Source organism: Kurthia populi (assembly GCF_042686175.1).
GTDB classification, from domain to species: domain Bacteria; phylum Bacillota; class Bacilli; order Bacillales_A; family Planococcaceae; genus Kurthia; species Kurthia populi.
Map to the genome: position 1 here is coordinate 34,663 of NZ_JBHUOR010000133.1, position 17,967 is coordinate 52,629.

A 17,967-nucleotide genomic window follows, 5' to 3' on the forward strand; every position below is an offset into this window, starting at 1 on the left:
TGAATGGGGGATACGTCTTTGAGAAGACTGCATTTTTGGATAGCCTTTTTTGCTACGTTGTTTCTCTTTACACTTTCAGCAAGTGCAGATACATTGCAACAACAAATTGATAAAACACCTGTAGGAGGAACGTTAACATTATTTGACCGTGAATATATGGAAACTGCTGTAATTAAAAAGCCCATTACCATAATAGGTGGTGAAGAAACCCTCCTCATGTCTGATAGCGACAAGCCGGTCTTTACAATTAAGAATGCCGAAAACGTCACGTTAAAAGGGCTACACTTTTTACAATCTAATGCAGCAGTTGTCGTGAAAAATTCATCAAAGATTCAATTAGACAAGCTTGAGATGATTCAAATGTTTAGTGGGGTTCAAGTATATGACTCAAAAGACGTGACGATTAAAGGGTTGACGCTAAAAGGAATCGATGGACAGTTCGCTTCAAAAGGTTATGGTCTAGCGGTATTTAAAAGTAGTAACGTAACGCTTGATCATAATAATGTAACGTCTGTGCAAGACGCATATTATTTAGAACATACAAAAGATGTTACGGTGACAAATAATATTGCGACAGATAGCCGTTATGGTCTTCATTTTATGTATGCAGATGGTATCAAGGCGGAACACAATACACTCAAGCGAAATGTAACAGGGATTATGCTGATGCTCGCAAAAAATGCCTCACTTCGCTATAACGATATTAGCTTACAATGGGACTGGAATTCCTCTGGATTTACATTATATAACGCTGAAAATATTGTTGCAGAAAACAATGTTTTTTCAGGGAATCGAACTGGTATTTTGAGCCAAACATTAAAAAATGCGCAAATACAGCATAATATTTTTTCATCCAATCAAACCGCGATTGAATTTACAGCGGCAGATAAAAACAATACGGTAACGAACAATGATTTTGTTGGTAACATTTTAAACATTCGTTCGGATGGTAGTGATAGTAGAATCGACAAAAACTATTATGATGATTACGATGGAAATGATATTGATGACAACGGAGTAGGCGACACAAATTATGTAGCACTACAAAGTTTTGGCCAGTGGATGGTGCGAGAGCCGGCGTATCAATACTTTATTGAATCACCCGCTGTCATTATGTTGAACCAAATGGATAAGCAAACGAATCGTGTCGAAACAAATCAGCTAGTCGATAGTACGCCGATGATGGAACCAACGAATGCGTTTCATAAAGAGTACGCTTTTCATTTATGGTCATTTTTGATTGGTCTTATCATGCTAACTGGTGCAATATTTCTTTGGAGAAAGGGTGTTAAACAATGAAGAAAAAAATATGGCTAGCAGGTGCGATGGCAACCTCATTATTGTTGAGTGCTTGTGGAGATAAATCGTTTGAAGCACGTGATATTAATCCGGCGACAGATATTTGCAAAATTTGTAATATGAGTGTAGCTGCTGAAAAATATGCAGCACAAGTAGCACTCGCAAATGGTGATTACGAGACATTCGATGATATTGGCTGTCTGATGGAATACTATACAAAAACGGATAAAAAACAAATTGGAGAAGCGTTTGTTAAAGATTTTAGCGGAGACACTTGGGTAAATGTAGAAACGGCGATTTATGTATCAGATAAAGAAATTTCTACGCCAATGAGTTACGGTGTGATTGCCTTTAAAACGAAGGAGGAAGCACAGCAATTTATTGATTCGGAAGGTAAAGGGAAAGTCATCTCATTTGAAGAGGTGAAAGCGATGGACTGGAGTGGGCATGCGTAATGGCTTTATTCATTAAACTAGAATGGAAGCAAATGCTACGCAGTCGCTGGATGCAACTTGTAGCAGTGCTCTTTGTCGTTGTCTTTGCAGCAATATCCCTTATTCAGCAAATGGCCTTACCGACGGATGGATTTACACGGCAAACAGCAAGCTTCCTTAATTTATTATTATTTCTATTACCTTTATTTACATTGACGATTGGTAGTATGAGTGTGGCAGGTGATATCGAGTCAGGGTGGTATGCGCTTTTAAAAACATATCCTATGAGTATTTTCGGTTTTTTATGGAGTAAATACGTTGCCATCGTATTATCTTTCTTGCTAATTTTATTACTAGCATTCGGTGTTGTCCTAACGATGTCTGGCATCACGGGACATATGCAGCTACCTGTTGTTTTTATTTTCTTATCGATTTTTATGGTACTTATTTTTTCAGCGCTTGCCGTATTTTGTGGGGTACTTGCGAAAAATCGTTTGCATGCCTTATCTCTTTCACTCGTCATATGGGCTGTGAGCTTACTACTGTTTTCATATATTTTAATGGCTCTTGGCACGATTGTGTCTGGCACCATGCTTAAATGGCTGACTATCGTGATGATTCACTTAAATCCAGCAGAATGGCTACGCTTTGGTTACTTTATGTTCTCTGGTCAAACGACTGTTCTCGGACCTGCTTTTTATGATTTCACGGAATTTTACACATCATTTTTTGGCTATTTCTTATTTATTATGCTAAGTGCATTGTGGGTCATTACACCACTTGGTTTAGCAAATTGGATTTTAAGTAAAAAAGGACGTGACGTATAATGAAGACCATTGTTGAAGGCGAAGCTGTAACAAAAGAATATGCCAATCATCAAGGATTGCATGGCATTAAGTTCTCATTAAATGAGGGGCGAATTATTGCTTTAGCTGGTGGAAATGGGGCCGGGAAGTCGACGTTAATTCGTTTATTAATTGAGGAAGAAGAGCTAGATGCAGGAACGATTGTTTGGGCAGATGGAAAGTCAATTCGGTATATGCCAGACGATATTAATTTTCCATTAGCACTTACAGCACAAGAAATTATTCAACTGCTTGCGACGATGAAACAATTGCCAACATCCCGCTGTCAGGAAGTGCTCGAACGTGTTGGTTTATGGCAGTATCGTAAACAACGTGTACGCCAATATTCGCGTGGGATGCGTCAGCGACTTAATTTAGCACAAAGTCTTTTAGGAGATGAGCAATTACTTATTTTAGATGAACCGACAAATGGCCTAGACCTGCACTGGATTGCAGAGCTAAAGCAAATTTTACGTGAAGAAAAGAAAGCAGGAAAAACGATACTTTTCTCAACACATCTACTATCGTTTGCTGAAGAGCTAGCAGATGATGTGCTGTTACTTCATGATGGCAACGTGCTCATGACAGGAGAACTGCAATCTATTTTACAACAAGAAAAAGTTTCACATTTGGAAGAATTATTTATGCGCAATGTCGGATTTGCCACACATAATTAACACGGAAGAGCTGATGATATGCGGCTCTTTTTTTTATGGCAGGTTGTTTAACAAATACTTTCGACGCAAAAGAAAACGTAGGTACATGGTATAATTGATAATCATTAATACTTGGAGGATGAGGAATGGATACACAAGTAAAGCTACAAGCAATCATTGATAATATTGAGAAAGTAATGATCGGGAAACGTCATATCGCCGAACTAAGCGTCGTGGCGTTACTCGGGCAAGGCCATGTACTACTAGAAGATGTACCAGGTGTCGGTAAAACGATGATGGTACGCTCGCTCGCAAAATCCGTTGGTGCAACATTTAAGCGTATTCAATTTACGCCGGATTTACTACCGTCTGACGTGCTTGGCGTGTCAATTTACAACCCAAAAGACATGGCGTTTGAATTCCGACCAGGACCGATAATGGGGAATATCGTCTTAGCCGATGAAATCAATCGTACGTCACCCAAAACACAGGCAGCGCTACTTGAAGGAATGGAGGAAGCTGCTGTGACGGTTGATGGGGAAACGATTGAAATTCCGAAACCATTTTTTGTGATGGCGACACAAAACCCGATTGAATACGAGGGTACATACCCATTACCAGAAGCACAGCTTGACCGCTTCTTATTAAAGTTAAAAATGGGCTATCCAGATATTTTAGATGAAATTGAAGTGCTACGCCGTGCGGAATCAACAAAACCAATCGAAACATTAACATCGGTTGTGACACTAGAAGAGTTGATTCACTTACAGCAGCAAGTAAAGGAAATTCATGTCGATGATTTAGTAAAACAATATATTGTGACATTAGCGCAAGCAACGCGTGAGCATCCGTATGTTTATTTAGGTGCTAGCCCGCGTGGTTCGATTGCCTTAATGAAAGCTGCACAGGCATATACGTTATTAAAAGGACGTACATTTGTGACACCAGATGATATTCAATATTTAGCGCCATTTGTATTTTCACATCGTCTGATTTTAAAACCTGAGGCGCGCTATGACAATGTGAGCGCAGAAGATATCGTTGGTCGTATCGTCCTTAATACAGCTGTACCAACAAGAAAGTCTGAAGCGCTATGAAAAAGCAATACACACGATTGAGCTCATCCGCATTATTTCGGTTGCTGTTTGTTGTCGTGTTATTAATCGTGTCATTTTGCTTTGCACTACTACAGGGAGGATTTACGAGCTGGTTTATTTTTTACATGCTCGTACCACCTTTTGTGTATTCTATCATGCTTTGGTTTATGCCAATTAGTCAATTTGACGTCAGGCGCTCGACCGATAATACGCGACTAGAACAGCATGATACGTTAGAGATGACCATCACATTAACACGTAAAAATCGATGGCCGTTATTGTACGTCATCGTAGAGGAAGTGCTACCAAAAGGCGTTTTTGATTCGGTTGAGCAACACGAAACACGACGTCTTGTGGCGTTAGGATTTCGCAAGGAAGTGTCGTGGACGTATGCAATTCAGGATGTACCACGCGGTGAGCATCAGCTCGTTGGCGTGTATGTAACGGTGACAGATTTTTTTGGCTGGGTAAAGAAAACGAAGTTTATCGAAGGGAAGCGAACGGTTATTGTGTTCCCTAAAATTCAGCCACTTGTTTATAAAAAAATGCTGCGCTACAAAACACCAGGTAGCGCGAAGGCACTACAAAGTCGCTTGAAGGATACAAATGTCGTTGCCGGTATTCGGGATTATGAAGCGGGTGACCGCATGAGCTGGATTCACTGGAAGAGTTTTGCGAAAACAGGGAAGCTTCAAACGAAGGAATTTGAGCCATATCGTGATGATAGTACATGGATTGTTCTTGATACATTACCGAGCGAATATTTTGAGCCACAGGTTTCCTTTGCTGCATCCATTCTTGCATCGGCTCAAAAACAGCATGAATCACTTAGCTATATGACCGCTAGTACACGTCCTTTTACCGCGCAAAATTTACAGACGAATGAGCAATTACAAAGTTTGCTCGTTCATTTAGCAGGTGTACAAGAAGAAGGATTTGATGCGCAAAAAATGTATTCGTATAACGAGGACTTACGCCAAGCAGCAATTATCCATTTTATTACCTCTTCTTTAACGAATGAATGGGTTGAAGCATTATCCAATACAGCAGCAACACCGAAAAATTGCGTCATTTTTATTATTGTAAATCCAACAGAAGTCCATGCCGCAACGGATGTCGAAAAACGCGCAGCAACAAGAGGAATGCGTATTATCTATGTGCCGGCAAATCGTTTTGCGGCAGCATTTGAAGGAGGGAAGGCTTAATGAGAAAATCACCTACCCTCCACTGGGCAAGTTTACTTATTTTATATACACTCGTTTTTTTAATGTTGTATGAATGGCTTGGTCCAATTAGTGAATTGACGGGAACAGGTCATTTACCACTTATTACAACCTTTGTGATCTTATGCTTTGCGACCAATCTTATTACGATTTGGCCTGCTTGGTGTAACACCGCATTAAAGGTAGGTTTTGTCGCCTTTATCGTCTTTTATATTCATGGCAATTTAACGCCATCTGAAATCCCCGTAATTTTTAATGAATTTATAACGAGTGTGAAGGCACTACTTACATTGCACATCGATAATGTGACCGATAGCGCACGTACATTTATTTTCCTCGTGCTACTATGGATGACGATTTATTTAATCCATCACTGGTTAACTGTACGTTATTCGATCTTTTTATTTTTCTTTATGACGATTTTCTTCCTCGCATCGATTGATACCTTTACAGAATACGATGCGACGTATCCATTAATTCGCGTCATGTGTATTGGCTTCTTTTTAGTTGGGATGCTATTTATTGAAAAAGTATTCGTCAATCATCATATGAAACCAACGCTACTACGCTATATTAAGTTAATGGTGCCGCTACTCTTAATGATTGTTGTTAGTAGTGCCTTTGCATACTTTATGCCAAAAAGTGAACCTGCAGTCGATCTTCCTGCGCCTATTGAAGCAATCAATGATTGGGTAAATAAGCAATTATCGCCAACCGGGAAAATTGGCTACGTAGAGGATGACACACGACTTGGTGGTAGCTTTGAACTGGATGATACACCGGTATTTGATGTGTGGGCGAAGGATGCACAGTATTTACGTGTCGATACAAAGTATGTTTACACAGGCAAGGGTTGGGAACGGAAGAAGGGCGATATTTATGTCCGCTCATTTGATTATGATGATCGTGTGCCATTGTCTATTAAATCTGGTCCATCTGATGATACCGATATAATGAAAATTAATATGCATAAGCAATATCAATTTTTAGCACAGCCATATGGACTGCGAAAAATCGAGTCAAATGATAAGAACACGAATCGATTTTATGTCGAGCTCGATACTGAAAAAATCCGTCCGACTGTGGATGAACAGCGTACAACACTTACAAAATACAGTATGCGCTATAGTCCGCCAACGTATAAATTAAGTGAATTAAATAAAACATCGATGCATGAACTACAAAACTTAGATGAAGATTTTGATAAGTATTTACAGCTGCCAGAATCTTTACCTCGTCGTGTACGTGCATTAGCTCGTGAAATCACAAAAGATGAAACGAGTGTCTATGACAAGACGACCGCGATTGAATCTTATTTTAGTGTCAATGGTTACCGCTATTCACGTAGTGATGTCGATTATCCAGAAGACAATCAAGATTATGTTGACCAGTTTTTATTTGATACGAAGATTGGCTATTGTGATAACTTCTCAACAGCGATGGTAGTGATGCTACGTTCACAAGGGATTCCTGCACGTTGGGTGAAAGGTTTCTCTGAGGGCGATGTTGTCGATACAAACAATAAGACAACGCATTTTGAAGTGACGAATAATAATGCTCACTCATGGGTTGAAGCTTATATGCCAGGTGTTGGTTGGATGCAATTTGAGCCGACAATTGGCTTTAGTGGCTTTAATCAAGTAGAGGATGATACACGTCCAGAGAATGACACACAACCTTCTGCAGATGAGCAAGCACCTGAAGCAGAGGAAGAAGAAAAAGAGCAACAGCAAGAAAAACCAGAGCCGCAACAACAAGAGCCACAAACAGATACTAGCAAAGCAGATGAACAGGGCATTACATGGTGGCCTTGGCTTGTAGGTTTCGTTGTCCTTGTCGTAGCATATGGTTTCTGGCGCACGCGTAAGAAATGGATTCCACAATATATGAAAACACGCTATGCATCAAAATCGACTGTATCGATTGAACAAGCATACAATGACTTATTAAAGGTACTTGCTATGTATGGTTTGAAAAAAGCAGACAGTGAAACACTCCAGCAATTTGCGAAGCGGGTCGATGAAAAACTTGGCGAACATCATATGAAGGCATTTGTTGCCCAATATGAGCGCTATATTTATGATCCAAGTGCGGAAGAAGTGCAGTGGGATAAGTTGAAAGAAAGTTGGCAATATTTAATCAATAAAGTAAGAGGTTGATTTTACACCATTCAAACGGTACACTAAGCTCAAAGAGTTATAATTGAATTACCCTCATATATGTTCGATAATATGGATCGAATGTTTCTACCAAGTTGCCGTAAATGACTTGACTATGAAGGTGAATGCACGAAGTCCCTTACTATAAGGTGTTTTCGTCTATTCATCTATCAGTTGAGAGGACGTGTAGAAAATGTTTATTTTCGCACGTCCTTTTTTTAAAAAGATTGGGTCATCAGTTATACACAAAATACATTGAAGAGGTGGAAATAAGTTGTCAGCTAGTACACAACTAAAAGATCAAGAAAAAATCATCGTTCTTGATTTCGGTAGTCAATACAATCAATTAATCACACGTCGTATTCGTGAATTCGGTGTTTATAGTGAATTACACGCACATACAATTACTGCACAAGAACTAAAAGACTTAAACGCAACAGGTATCATTTTCTCGGGTGGTCCAAACTCAGTTTATGACGACAATGCTTTCAAAATTGATGAAGCAATTTTTGAACTTGGTTTACCTATCTTAGGTATTTGCTACGGCATGCAATTAATGTCTCACACTTTAGGCGGTAAAGTAGAAAAAGCTGCTCACCGTGAATATGGTAAAGCTGAAATCAACGTATTAGAAGAGAATGCATTATTCGCTAATACACCGAAAGAACAAGTTGTATGGATGAGCCATGGTGACTTAGTAACCGAAACACCAGAAGGGTTCACAACAATCGCAACAAGCGCTTCTTGCCCAATCGCTGCGATGGCAAACCCAGAACGCAAATTCTACGCTGTACAATTCCACCCAGAAGTACGTCACTCTGTATACGGTAACGATTTACTTCGTCACTTCGCATTAGACATCTGTGGCTGTAAAGGCGACTGGTCAATGGCGAACTTCATCGAAATCGAAATCGAAAAAATCCGTGCTCAAGTTGGCGACAAACAAGTTCTTTGCGCACTTTCAGGTGGCGTTGACTCATCAGTTGTTGCGGTATTAATCCACAAAGCCATTGGTGACCAATTAACTTGTATGTTCGTAGACCACAACTTAAACCGTAAAGGTGAAGTTGAACAAGTAATGAAAACTTTCACAGAAGACTTCGATATGAACTTAATCAAAATCGATGCACGTGATCGCTTCATGAACAAACTTAAAGGCGTTTCTGACCCAGAACAAAAACGTAAAATTATCGGCAACGAATTTATTTACGTATTTGACGAAGAATCTGCGAAGCTTAAAGATATGGACTTCTTAGCACAAGGTACACTTTATACAGATATCATCGAATCAGGTACAGCAACAGCACAAACAATCAAATCTCACCACAATGTGGGTGGTCTTCCTGAAGACATGAAATTTGAATTAATCGAACCACTTAACACATTATTCAAAGATGAAGTGCGCGCACTTGGTCTTGAATTAGGCCTTCCAGAAGCTGTTGTATGGCGTCAACCATTCCCAGGTCCTGGTTTAGGTATCCGTGTTCTTGGTGAAGTAACAGAAGAAAAATTAGAAATCGTACGTGATGCGGACTTCATCCTACGTGAAGAAATCAAAAAAGCCGGCCTTGACCGCGACATCTGGCAGTACTTCTGCGTATTACCAGACATCCGTTCAGTTGGTGTAATGGGCGATGGCCGTACGTATGACTACGCAATCGGTATCCGCGGCGTAACATCTATCGACGGTATGACATCTGACTGGGCACGTATTCCTTACGACGTACTTGAAAAAATTTCTGTACGTATCGTAAACGAAGTCGACCACGTCAACCGCGTACTGTATGATATTACATCTAAGCCACCAGCTACAATCGAGTGGGAATAAGATAAATGAAAAGACTCTCGCATCATGCGAGGGTCTTTTTTTAATGCTTTAAAACAGTATATAGCTATTTTGAACCCTAATCTTATTTCGAAACTAAATGCCATCGCCTCATTAACTTTTTACGTCTTTTCTTTATAATTATTTATAAATTACTTATAAAAAATTATAAGAGGTGAGTGTGTTGGAAAAGAAATTACCGATTATTGGCGTGTCAGGCAGTGTCATTATTGACCAAGGTGGAATATTTCCAGGATATCGTAGAAGTTATGTAAATGAGGATTATATTCATGCGGTCGTGCAAAACGGGGGTGCGCCGTTTATTTTACCGGTTGTAGAGGATGAAGCGGTCATTGCAAATTATATCGACACGATTGATGCACTGATTTTATCTGGTGGTCATGATGTTAGTCCGCAGTTTTATGATGAGGAGCCAGAGCTTGCGCTTGGTGACATTTATCCAGCACGCGACCGATTTGAATTTACATTAATCGAGCTTGCGAAAAAGAAAGGCATTCCGATTTTAGGTATTTGTCGCGGGGCACAGGTCATTAATGTGTGCCATGGTGGCAGCTTGTGGCAGGATTTAGCGCATCGTGAAAATACGACAATTAAGCATATGCAGGGCCATAATCCAGAGCTTGTGACCCATACGGTGACGATTGAAGAAGGAACGATATTACAAGGAATTTTACAAGAGAAGACGCTACGTGTGAATTCATTTCATCACCAATTAATTAAGCACCCAGCTAGAGAGTTCGTCATTAGCGCAACTGCAGCAGACGGGGCCATTGAGGCAATTGAACATGCGAGCTATCCATTTCTTCTAGGTATTCAGTGGCATCCAGAAATGCTTCATAAAAGTGAGCCGCTAATGAATCGCCTATTCCAACAGCTTATTGACCATGCTAGAGGGGAGGAAGAATCTAAATGAAAACAAACACAAAATTATTACATGACTATCCAGTAATTGATGTATCCACAGGCGCCTCATCCATTCCAAAATACCAAACATCGACGTTTCATCAGCAAAAGCTTTATGACGATTCACAGCAATTCTCGTATACACGCTTTGGTAATCCGACTGTTCATGCACTAGAAGAGGCGCTAGCATCATTTGAAAATGCGCGCTATGCACTCGCTTATTCATCAGGCATGGCAGCGATTTCGAATGTGTTAATGCTTGTAAAGGCTGGTGAGCATATTATTTTACCGACTGAAGTATATGGCGGCACCTGCCAATTTGTAAATGAAGTATTGCCGAATTTTCATATTGAAACAACTTTTGTTGATTTTGCGGATCTTCACGCAGTTGAGGCGGCGATTCAATCCAATACGGCGATGCTGTATGTAGAAACACCATCGAATCCACTGCTGAAAATCAGTGATATCGAAGCAATTGTGGCACTGGCGAAAAAGCATGAGATTTTAACAGCGGCGGATAATACATTCATGACGGCACTTCACCAATCACCACTTGGGTACGGCGTAGATATTGTCGTTGAGAGCATGACGAAATTTATTAATGGTCATAGTGATGTAGTGGCAGGGCTTGCGGCAACGAATGATGAAGTGCTGTACGAGAAATTAAAGCTGTACCAAAAAAACTTTGGAGCTATTTTAGGCGTAGAGGATGCATGGCTCGTATTACGAGGTATGAAAACGATGGGGCTTCGAATGGAGCGTTCGATTGAAAATGCTGAAAAGATTGCGCAGTTTTTAGCACAGCATCCACAGGTGAAGCAGGTTTATTATCCAACATTAGCGCATCATAAAGGACAGGCTATTCACATGAAGCAGGCACAAAATGGCGGGGCTGTTTTATCGTTTGAGCTACATACAAAAGAGGATTTGATTCGTTTTACAGAACGTGTTCAGCTACCGATTTTAGCAGTGAGTCTTGGTGGCGTGGAATCGATTTTATCACACCCTGCCACAATGTCCCATGCGTGCTTACCTGCGCATGAACGTTTAAATCAAGGAATTTGTGATGAACTATTACGTTTATCTTGCGGCATTGAGGATATTGAAGATTTACTCGAAGACTTAGCCCAGGCATTACAATAGAGGTGAACAGATGAATCCGGAGTTAAAAAAATATATTCCTTTATTAGAGTTTTTATCCCATGTACTCGGGCCACGTTCAGAAATTGTACTACAGGATATCGGTAGTGGCCTCACGTCATCGGTTGTGTATATTAAAAATAATTTATCGGGTCGTGAAATCGGGGCCCCAGCGACAGATTTTTTAATTAAAATCTTACGTGAAAAAGGGTATGAGCAGCAGGATTTCATTACAAATTATCAGACGATGACAGCTAGTGGTTTAACACTAGAGTCATCTAGTTTCTTTATTAAAGATGAATTAGGTGAGTTGATCGGGATGATTTGCATTAATCGTGATAACGCACAGCTCCAAACACTTGAGCAGCTTTTGACTGAGGGACTTGCGATGATTCAGCGAGAAAAAGTGGATAAGCGACCACCTCAGGAAATTACCGAAAATTTTTATTTGAATGCAGATCATGTGGTAGAAGATACAATTCAACAATTGACGAATGGGCGCAATTTACAGAATGAGCCGTTATTGAAACGTGAAAAAATCAAAATAGTTGAGGTATTACATGATAGAGGCTTTTTTGAATTAAAAGATGCAATTGTCAAAGTTGCACAAGCATTTCAAATGTCGGAGGTTAGTATTTATAAATACATTCAGGAAATAAAAAAAACGCATTGACACCTAGTACTAAGACCGATACACTTAATTTATCTACGAAGGGTGTACGCATTTGTGTATAGCATCTTCGTAATAAACGGAAATGTACGACCAATTAGATTCTAAACAGTTGTGAGGGAAAAGGCATGCGAAATGATACAATCAATAAAATCATGTTCGATAAAATTGAATTTGTCATGACACGTATTTCAGGCGAAGTTGAACGAGCAATGCGTGTACAAGAAGATATTACTTCTAAGCCACCTACAACAACTGAATGGAAATAGTCTAATTGAAGTGAATCTAGCGCAGCATTTATCGCTAATTGCACGGTTCTTTGTCATAGACAAAATCTGTCCCATTTAGGATTGTATGCACCGCGTTTGTTCAGGCAAAAAGCCATCCATTCAAATTCAATCGATTATTTCTACAATCCACTCTTATTTAGCAATGAAAATATGAGTGGATTTTTTATGTTCTCCAGTTGGTTTAGAAGGCCAAAAAACATCATTTCATTGGCGAAAGTGAAATGAATGAGGGGGAATCAGCATGGTAACATACATACCATCAAAATTTAACGCATTAACAAAAACAGAGGACGGCGGGTTAGTTGTTTATAACAGCTATACAGGCGCTATTGTGAACTTCGAAGCAGGCGAACGCGAGGAAGTCATGACAGCACTGAAACGCCAAGGCTCGACAGCACTTGATACAGAAGTAAAGCAAGCGCTATTTGAGAGTGGCTTTATCGTCAAGGATACGGTAAATGAAATGCAACGTGCCGATTTATTACACCAATCGATGCACCGTACCGATATGTTGCACTTAATTTTAATGACAACGGAGCAATGTAATTTCCGCTGCCGCTACTGTTATGAGTCTTTTGCAAAAGGGCGTATGACAGATGAAACAAAAGCAGGCGTTAAAGCATTAGTAGCTGAGCGTGCAGGAACATTGAATGATTTACACATTAGCTGGTTTGGTGGTGAGCCATTGCTTGAGCTTGGTATCATCGAAGAGCTTTCTAAAGAATATATGACGATTGCGGCGGATAATAATATTAATTATTCCGCAGATGTCGTAACGAATGGTTACTTCTTAAATCGTGAAACATTTGAAAAGCTATTATCATGGAATGTCTCTCAATATATGGTGACAATCGATGGTGTGCAAGCAGTCCATGATGCACGTCGTCATATGATTGGGGGCCAAGGCTCATTTGAGCGAATTGTAGATAACTTAAAAACATTACGTGATGTTGAAGGTGACTTCAATATGACAATCCGCATCAACTTTGACGAAGACAATTTACGTGAAACAGAACATTTAATTGACTTCTTAAAAGAACATTTTGCAGAGGATAAACGTTTTGGTGTATTCTTCCGTCCAGTAGGGCGCTGGGGTGGTCCAAACGATGAGGAAATTCCAACATGCACACATATTACAGCGAATAAAAAAATCTGGGAATTTACAGAAACAGCAATCGATAAAGGGCTTGCGATGAGTAATATGGTTGAAGGTGCACTGAATCCAACTGCTGCTGTATGCTACGCTGCAAAGCCTAATGCAATGGTAATCGGCTCAGACGGTCAACTTTATAAATGTACGACAGTGCTTGACGAAGAAGTGAATAAAGTTGGGCATATTAATGCAGATGGTACGATGGATTTAGATTACGATAAAATCGCTTCATGGTTATTGTCAGGAGAAGAAACAGATACGGTTTGTCAGTCGTGCTTCTTCCGCCCAGCTTGTCAGGGCAATCACTGCCCATGGTACCGTGTTGTATCCGGAGAACGTCCATGTCCTTCAGAGAAGAAGAATATTAAAAAAGTATTGAATCTTGTATGGAAAAACAGCTTACAAGAAGTGTAATCTAATGATTCTTTGAAGGGAGGTGACAATATGCGTGTATTACGACCAGCAACTACACCCGTGAAGAAAGTAAACTCGGGTCGCATCATGAAGACTGTACCAGGTAACTTAAACTAATATAAAAATGAGCCACGCATGATTGTGTGGCTCATTTTTTATTGGATGACACGTAGTAATCCTTCTGCTAGTTTTTCACCACCATGAAATCGTTCATAGTTTGAAAGTGCCTCCAGTTGCGTATCACTTATTTTTTCACCATACATAATAAGCGGGATTCCTGGTGGATATGGCGTCACCATTTCAGCGCTAATGCGTCCACTCGCTTCTTTTATTGAGATAAATTCAGTTGAGGCGTTACGTAGCTCTGCATAACTCATTGCGAGCATTGTCGTGTGAGAAGGAACACTTTGTATAGTAGGCAGTTTTTCTTTTGCTAAATTTTTTAAGGCAACAGCTATATTTTGAAGTATTTCCGTATAATCCGTAACAGCGAGAGGTAAAACAAATAGCACATTATAAGGATCTGCAAGTTCTGGATAAATACCAACCGATTCAAGAGCGGCTTGGAGCGTATAGCCACTTACTTGCTGTGTTGATTGAATGGTTACCTTTAAAGGATCTACATAATAGTTGTCAGGAGCTTCTACTACTCGAATCATTTCAAGTGAATTGAGTGCTTTCTTGAATCGATTTATCGATTGTATTAATGGAGTTTCTTCTATATAAGTGGCTAAATAAAACCGAGCAAGATCAAGAGACCCCATAATCGGATAAGAAGGGCTACTAGACTGCAACATTTGAAGATAATGTTCAATGCGTGCACAATCTATGCGCTGGCTTCCAATATGTAAGTAAGAGCCCATTGTCATGGCAGGCAAGGTTTTATGAGCAGATTGGATAACTATATCAGCACCAAAGTGAAGAGAACTCTTTGGAAAGCTATCTAATGTAAAATGAGCTCCGTGCGCCTCATCTACTAAAACAATTGCCCCGTAATCATGTGCGGTATCAATGAGCTCCCTAATATTTTGCTGAGCGAGTCCATAATAATTTGGATAGGTTAAAATCAACGCTTTTACTTCCTTGAATTGTTTGAACGCTTGCTTGACACAATTAGTTGTTAAACTTGTTGCAAGCTGCCAGTCGCTGTTATAGGAAGGCGCGAGAAAAATAGGGTGTGCGCCAGCTAACTCAAGACCATTTAAAATCGATTTATGACAGTTGCGCTGGACAAGTACAAAATCTCCAGCTTGAAGTGTTGCTAAAATCATCGTTAAATTTCCTACAGTCGAGCCATTTACTAGAAAATAACTTCTTTGAGATTGATAGTGATCTTGCAATAATTGCTGTGCTTCTAAAATGGCCTCCTCTGGTGCATGCAAATCATCCATTCCAGTAATCTCTGTTGCATCGATTTGTAAAAGAGATTGATAGTAGGTACGCGCCCATGTAGGAAATACCGTACCATTTTTATGCCCTGGTACATGAAACGTTGTTTTACTTGATGCATAGTTTTTTAGCTTATCAAAAAGCGGTGTTCGTTGTTGATTCATTGAAAAGCTCCTCTCGTAATTTCTTTATTATAGAAGAAAGCGTCATGTAATAAGCTCATTTTAAGTAATTTTAAGGCCTTTTACTTATAAAACATAAGGTGCTAAAAAAAATAAAAGAATGAACCATACATTTAGCTTAAAAACGAAAATGTTATTTACAAATTAAGTTAAAAATAATTCCTTTTTTATACTTAAAAAGTAAAAAAAGTTAAAGAAAACACCCAGAATTTAAAAAAATACAAGAAATTTATTATTTTTCATTTTTTTTTATTCTTTTTATAAAAACCATATAAACCCTTTTTTTATCGAATAACATTAAAAAATGAATAAAAAACGACTTAAATAATCTGAATTGTCTTTATAAATTACTGCAATTTGTAATAAAAGGCATGTCCTTTAATATTTTTGTAATATTTCCGACTTCTATGTCAAAATTCAGCATGGTAATCTTATCTCAGCTTAAAACAAGCGAGCGCAAAACGAAGCGCAGGAAAATATAAGCGTGCAAGACGAGACGTGAAAGTGACAAAACTTAAAAAAAGGTGGAAAATTATTTAATATGAAATCAATCAAAGCTTTAGTAGCCGGAACAACATTAGCCGTAGGATTAGCAGCATTTGCAGGAGCTTCAAATGCGAGCGCACAAACAGCATATACAGTTCAGTCAGGAGACACTTTAGCAAAGATTTCTCAAAAATATGTTGGTGACTTCTCTCTAGTAAACAGTATTGCTTCAGCAAATGGAATTGCAAACCCTAATATGATCTATGTAGGTGAACGTTTAACAATTCCTTCAAAAGGACAAGCTGTAACAAAGACTTCTCAAGCCACAACAACTTACAGTGCACCTAAAACACAAACAACTTACAAAGCACAATCAACGTATAAAAAACCAGCATACAACACGCAAAAATCATACAGCACAAACACGGCTGCTAAGAAATCTTATACACAAAAAGCAACTTACAAAAAACCAGCTACTCAATCATACAAACGTACAACTTCAGCATCAGCAGGTTCTAACTCAGCTAAAGAGTGGATCGCAAACAAAGAATCAAGTGGTTCATACTCAGCACGTAGCGCAACTGGTAAATACATCGGTCGCTACCAATTAGATAAATCATACTTAAATGGTGATTACTCTGCAGCTAACCAAGAACGCGTTGCAAACAACTATGTTAAACAACGTTACGGTTCATGGGAAGCAGCTAAATCTTTCTGGGTTAAAAACGGTTGGTACTAGGAAGTAGTCTAGTCGAATAAATTAGAGAATCGTGCTATTGCGCGGTTCTTTTTTTATGCCGTTTACCGCTATTTTTCAAAGGGTATTAAATAGATAAATGTCTAGAATAAAGGGTGAAGCATGCATGGAATTTCAAATGAATTATTTTGTTACAAGTGACCAAGCAACACTTTCCTATTTTGATATCGGAGAAGGACAGCCTATCGTATTAATTGCGGGTTACGGCGGAAATGCAAAATCATGGTTTAATCAAGTAGAAGCGCTACTTGCATATGGCGGCTTTCGTGTAATTGGCTTTGACCGTCGAAACCACGGTGCCTCACAAAATGTTACGTATGGTCAGCATATTGCGCGTCATGGTGAAGATTTACACGATTTGATTGAACTACTGAAGTTAGAAAAACCTATCTTAATTGGCCACTCACAGGGGATGTCAGCAATTTACGCTTACATTATGCTACATGGTAGTGAAAATGTACGAGCGATTATGTCTATAGACCAAACACCGAAAATGATTAATGATAAGTCGTGGAAATATGGTATGTATGATGTCACATACGATAATTTCGATGAGACGCTAGCGCGCGATTTACCAGAAGCTACATTCAAAGAGATTGATATCGTGCTTCGGGAGAAAATTGCCCATTATAAAAAGCAAGACCATCAGTTTGATTATATTGTAACGAAGCCACTATTATTTAATCACTTCTTTGAAAATTGGTTGGATGTATTACCTCAAATAACAGTGCCGATTTTATTTGTTGGTTGTGAACATAGCGCGTATTGGTCACATCAACATGCACAGGAATGCGCTAAGCGTGTTAAAACAGGCCATTCCTATATATTTGAAACATCTGGTCATTTACCTCAGTTAGAAGAACCTGTGGAGTTTAATAAAATGCTCCTCGCATTCGTTGACCAATATGTAGGTGCATAAAAAGAAGAGGCTGGGACATAAGTAGAAATTCCAGTCTTTAATAGAGAAGGTGATGTCGAATTTGACATCACCTTCTCTATTTTTATGCGCAAATTGGGAATTACC

General features: G+C 39.2%; 16 protein-coding genes and 1 riboswitch. Of the genes, 15 read left to right on the forward strand and 1 reads right to left on the reverse strand.

The features are described 5' to 3' along the window. Positions 1-3: 3 nt before the first annotated feature. From ACFSY7_RS16380 to ACFSY7_RS16440, 13 genes are all read left to right on the forward strand, one after another. Positions 4-1,299, forward strand: coding sequence for a right-handed parallel beta-helix repeat-containing protein (locus tag ACFSY7_RS16380; protein ID WP_380148719.1), 1,296 nt, complete (start codon positions 4-6; stop codon positions 1,297-1,299). Next, positions 1,296-1,754, forward strand: a complete 459-nt coding sequence (locus ACFSY7_RS16385) for a nitrous oxide reductase accessory protein NosL (RefSeq protein ID WP_139996168.1) — start codon at positions 1,296-1,298, stop codon at positions 1,752-1,754. Before ACFSY7_RS16380 ends, ACFSY7_RS16385 begins: the two co-directional genes overlap by 4 nt. Further along, positions 1,754-2,560 (forward strand): ABC transporter permease, encoded by an 807-nt coding sequence (locus tag ACFSY7_RS16390; protein WP_126989611.1) that lies wholly within the window; start codon positions 1,754-1,756, stop codon positions 2,558-2,560. The genes ACFSY7_RS16385 and ACFSY7_RS16390 overlap by 1 nt, the downstream gene beginning before the upstream one ends. Then, positions 2,560-3,255 (forward strand): ABC transporter ATP-binding protein, encoded by a 696-nt coding sequence (locus ACFSY7_RS16395; RefSeq protein ID WP_380148720.1) that lies wholly within the window; start codon positions 2,560-2,562, stop codon positions 3,253-3,255. The genes ACFSY7_RS16390 and ACFSY7_RS16395 overlap by 1 nt, the downstream gene beginning before the upstream one ends. 125 nt (positions 3,256-3,380) lie before the next feature. After that, the gene (locus ACFSY7_RS16400) at positions 3,381-4,331 is read left to right on the forward strand and encodes an AAA family ATPase (RefSeq protein ID WP_139996174.1); all 951 of its coding nucleotides are present in this window, start codon (positions 3,381-3,383) and stop codon (positions 4,329-4,331) included. Next, positions 4,328-5,536, forward strand: a complete 1,209-nt coding sequence (locus ACFSY7_RS16405) for a DUF58 domain-containing protein (protein ID WP_380148721.1) — start codon at positions 4,328-4,330, stop codon at positions 5,534-5,536. The genes ACFSY7_RS16400 and ACFSY7_RS16405 overlap by 4 nt, the downstream gene beginning before the upstream one ends. After that, entirely contained in the window at positions 5,536-7,713 is a 2,178-nt protein-coding gene (locus ACFSY7_RS16410) for a transglutaminase-like domain-containing protein (protein WP_380148722.1), read from the forward strand. The genes ACFSY7_RS16405 and ACFSY7_RS16410 overlap by 1 nt, the downstream gene beginning before the upstream one ends. A gap of 34 nt (positions 7,714-7,747) precedes the next feature. Further along, a riboswitch (purine riboswitch) is annotated at positions 7,748-7,849 on the forward strand. A 138-nt stretch (positions 7,850-7,987) separates the two neighbouring features. Next, positions 7,988-9,541 carry a glutamine-hydrolyzing GMP synthase gene (guaA, locus tag ACFSY7_RS16415; RefSeq protein WP_126989606.1) on the forward strand — a complete coding sequence of 518 codons (1,554 nt, stop codon included), beginning with the start codon at positions 7,988-7,990 and terminating at the stop codon, positions 9,539-9,541. Between the two features lie 181 nt (positions 9,542-9,722). After that, entirely contained in the window at positions 9,723-10,472 is a 750-nt protein-coding gene (locus ACFSY7_RS16420) for a gamma-glutamyl-gamma-aminobutyrate hydrolase family protein (RefSeq protein ID WP_380148723.1), read from the forward strand. Next, entirely contained in the window at positions 10,469-11,605 is a 1,137-nt protein-coding gene (locus ACFSY7_RS16425; RefSeq protein WP_380148725.1) for a trans-sulfuration enzyme family protein, read from the forward strand. The genes ACFSY7_RS16420 and ACFSY7_RS16425 overlap by 4 nt, the downstream gene beginning before the upstream one ends. 10 nt (positions 11,606-11,615) lie before the next feature. Further along, positions 11,616-12,275 carry a helix-turn-helix transcriptional regulator gene (locus ACFSY7_RS16430; RefSeq protein WP_380148727.1) on the forward strand — a complete coding sequence of 220 codons (660 nt, stop codon included), beginning with the start codon at positions 11,616-11,618 and terminating at the stop codon, positions 12,273-12,275. A 125-nt stretch (positions 12,276-12,400) separates the two neighbouring features. Next, complete coding sequence (locus tag ACFSY7_RS16435; protein ID WP_126989602.1) at positions 12,401-12,541, forward strand: GMP synthase (glutamine-hydrolyzing); 141 nt, start codon at positions 12,401-12,403, stop codon at positions 12,539-12,541. Between the two features lie 262 nt (positions 12,542-12,803). After that, positions 12,804-14,129: a radical SAM/SPASM domain-containing protein gene (locus ACFSY7_RS16440; protein ID WP_126989601.1), complete on the forward strand. Its 1,326-nt coding sequence runs from the start codon at positions 12,804-12,806 to the stop codon at positions 14,127-14,129. 155 nt (positions 14,130-14,284) lie between these two features. Here the strand turns inward: ACFSY7_RS16440 and ACFSY7_RS16445 are convergent, their stop codons facing one another. Beyond that, entirely contained in the window at positions 14,285-15,682 is a 1,398-nt protein-coding gene (locus ACFSY7_RS16445; RefSeq protein ID WP_380148729.1) for an aminotransferase class I/II-fold pyridoxal phosphate-dependent enzyme, read from the reverse strand. 559 nt (positions 15,683-16,241) lie between these two features. On the opposite strand from ACFSY7_RS16445, the gene apf reads away from it, so the two are divergent. Together apf and ACFSY7_RS16455 are read left to right on the forward strand one after the other, a co-directional pair. Further along, a complete protein-coding gene (gene apf / locus ACFSY7_RS16450; protein ID WP_126989599.1) occupies positions 16,242-16,925 on the forward strand; it encodes an aggregation-promoting factor in 684 nt (227 codons plus the stop codon). Between the two features lie 124 nt (positions 16,926-17,049). Then, on the forward strand, positions 17,050-17,862 hold the full coding sequence (locus tag ACFSY7_RS16455) for an alpha/beta fold hydrolase (RefSeq protein ID WP_380148731.1): 813 nt from the start codon (positions 17,050-17,052) through the stop codon (positions 17,860-17,862). Positions 17,863-17,967: the final 105 nt, after the last annotated feature.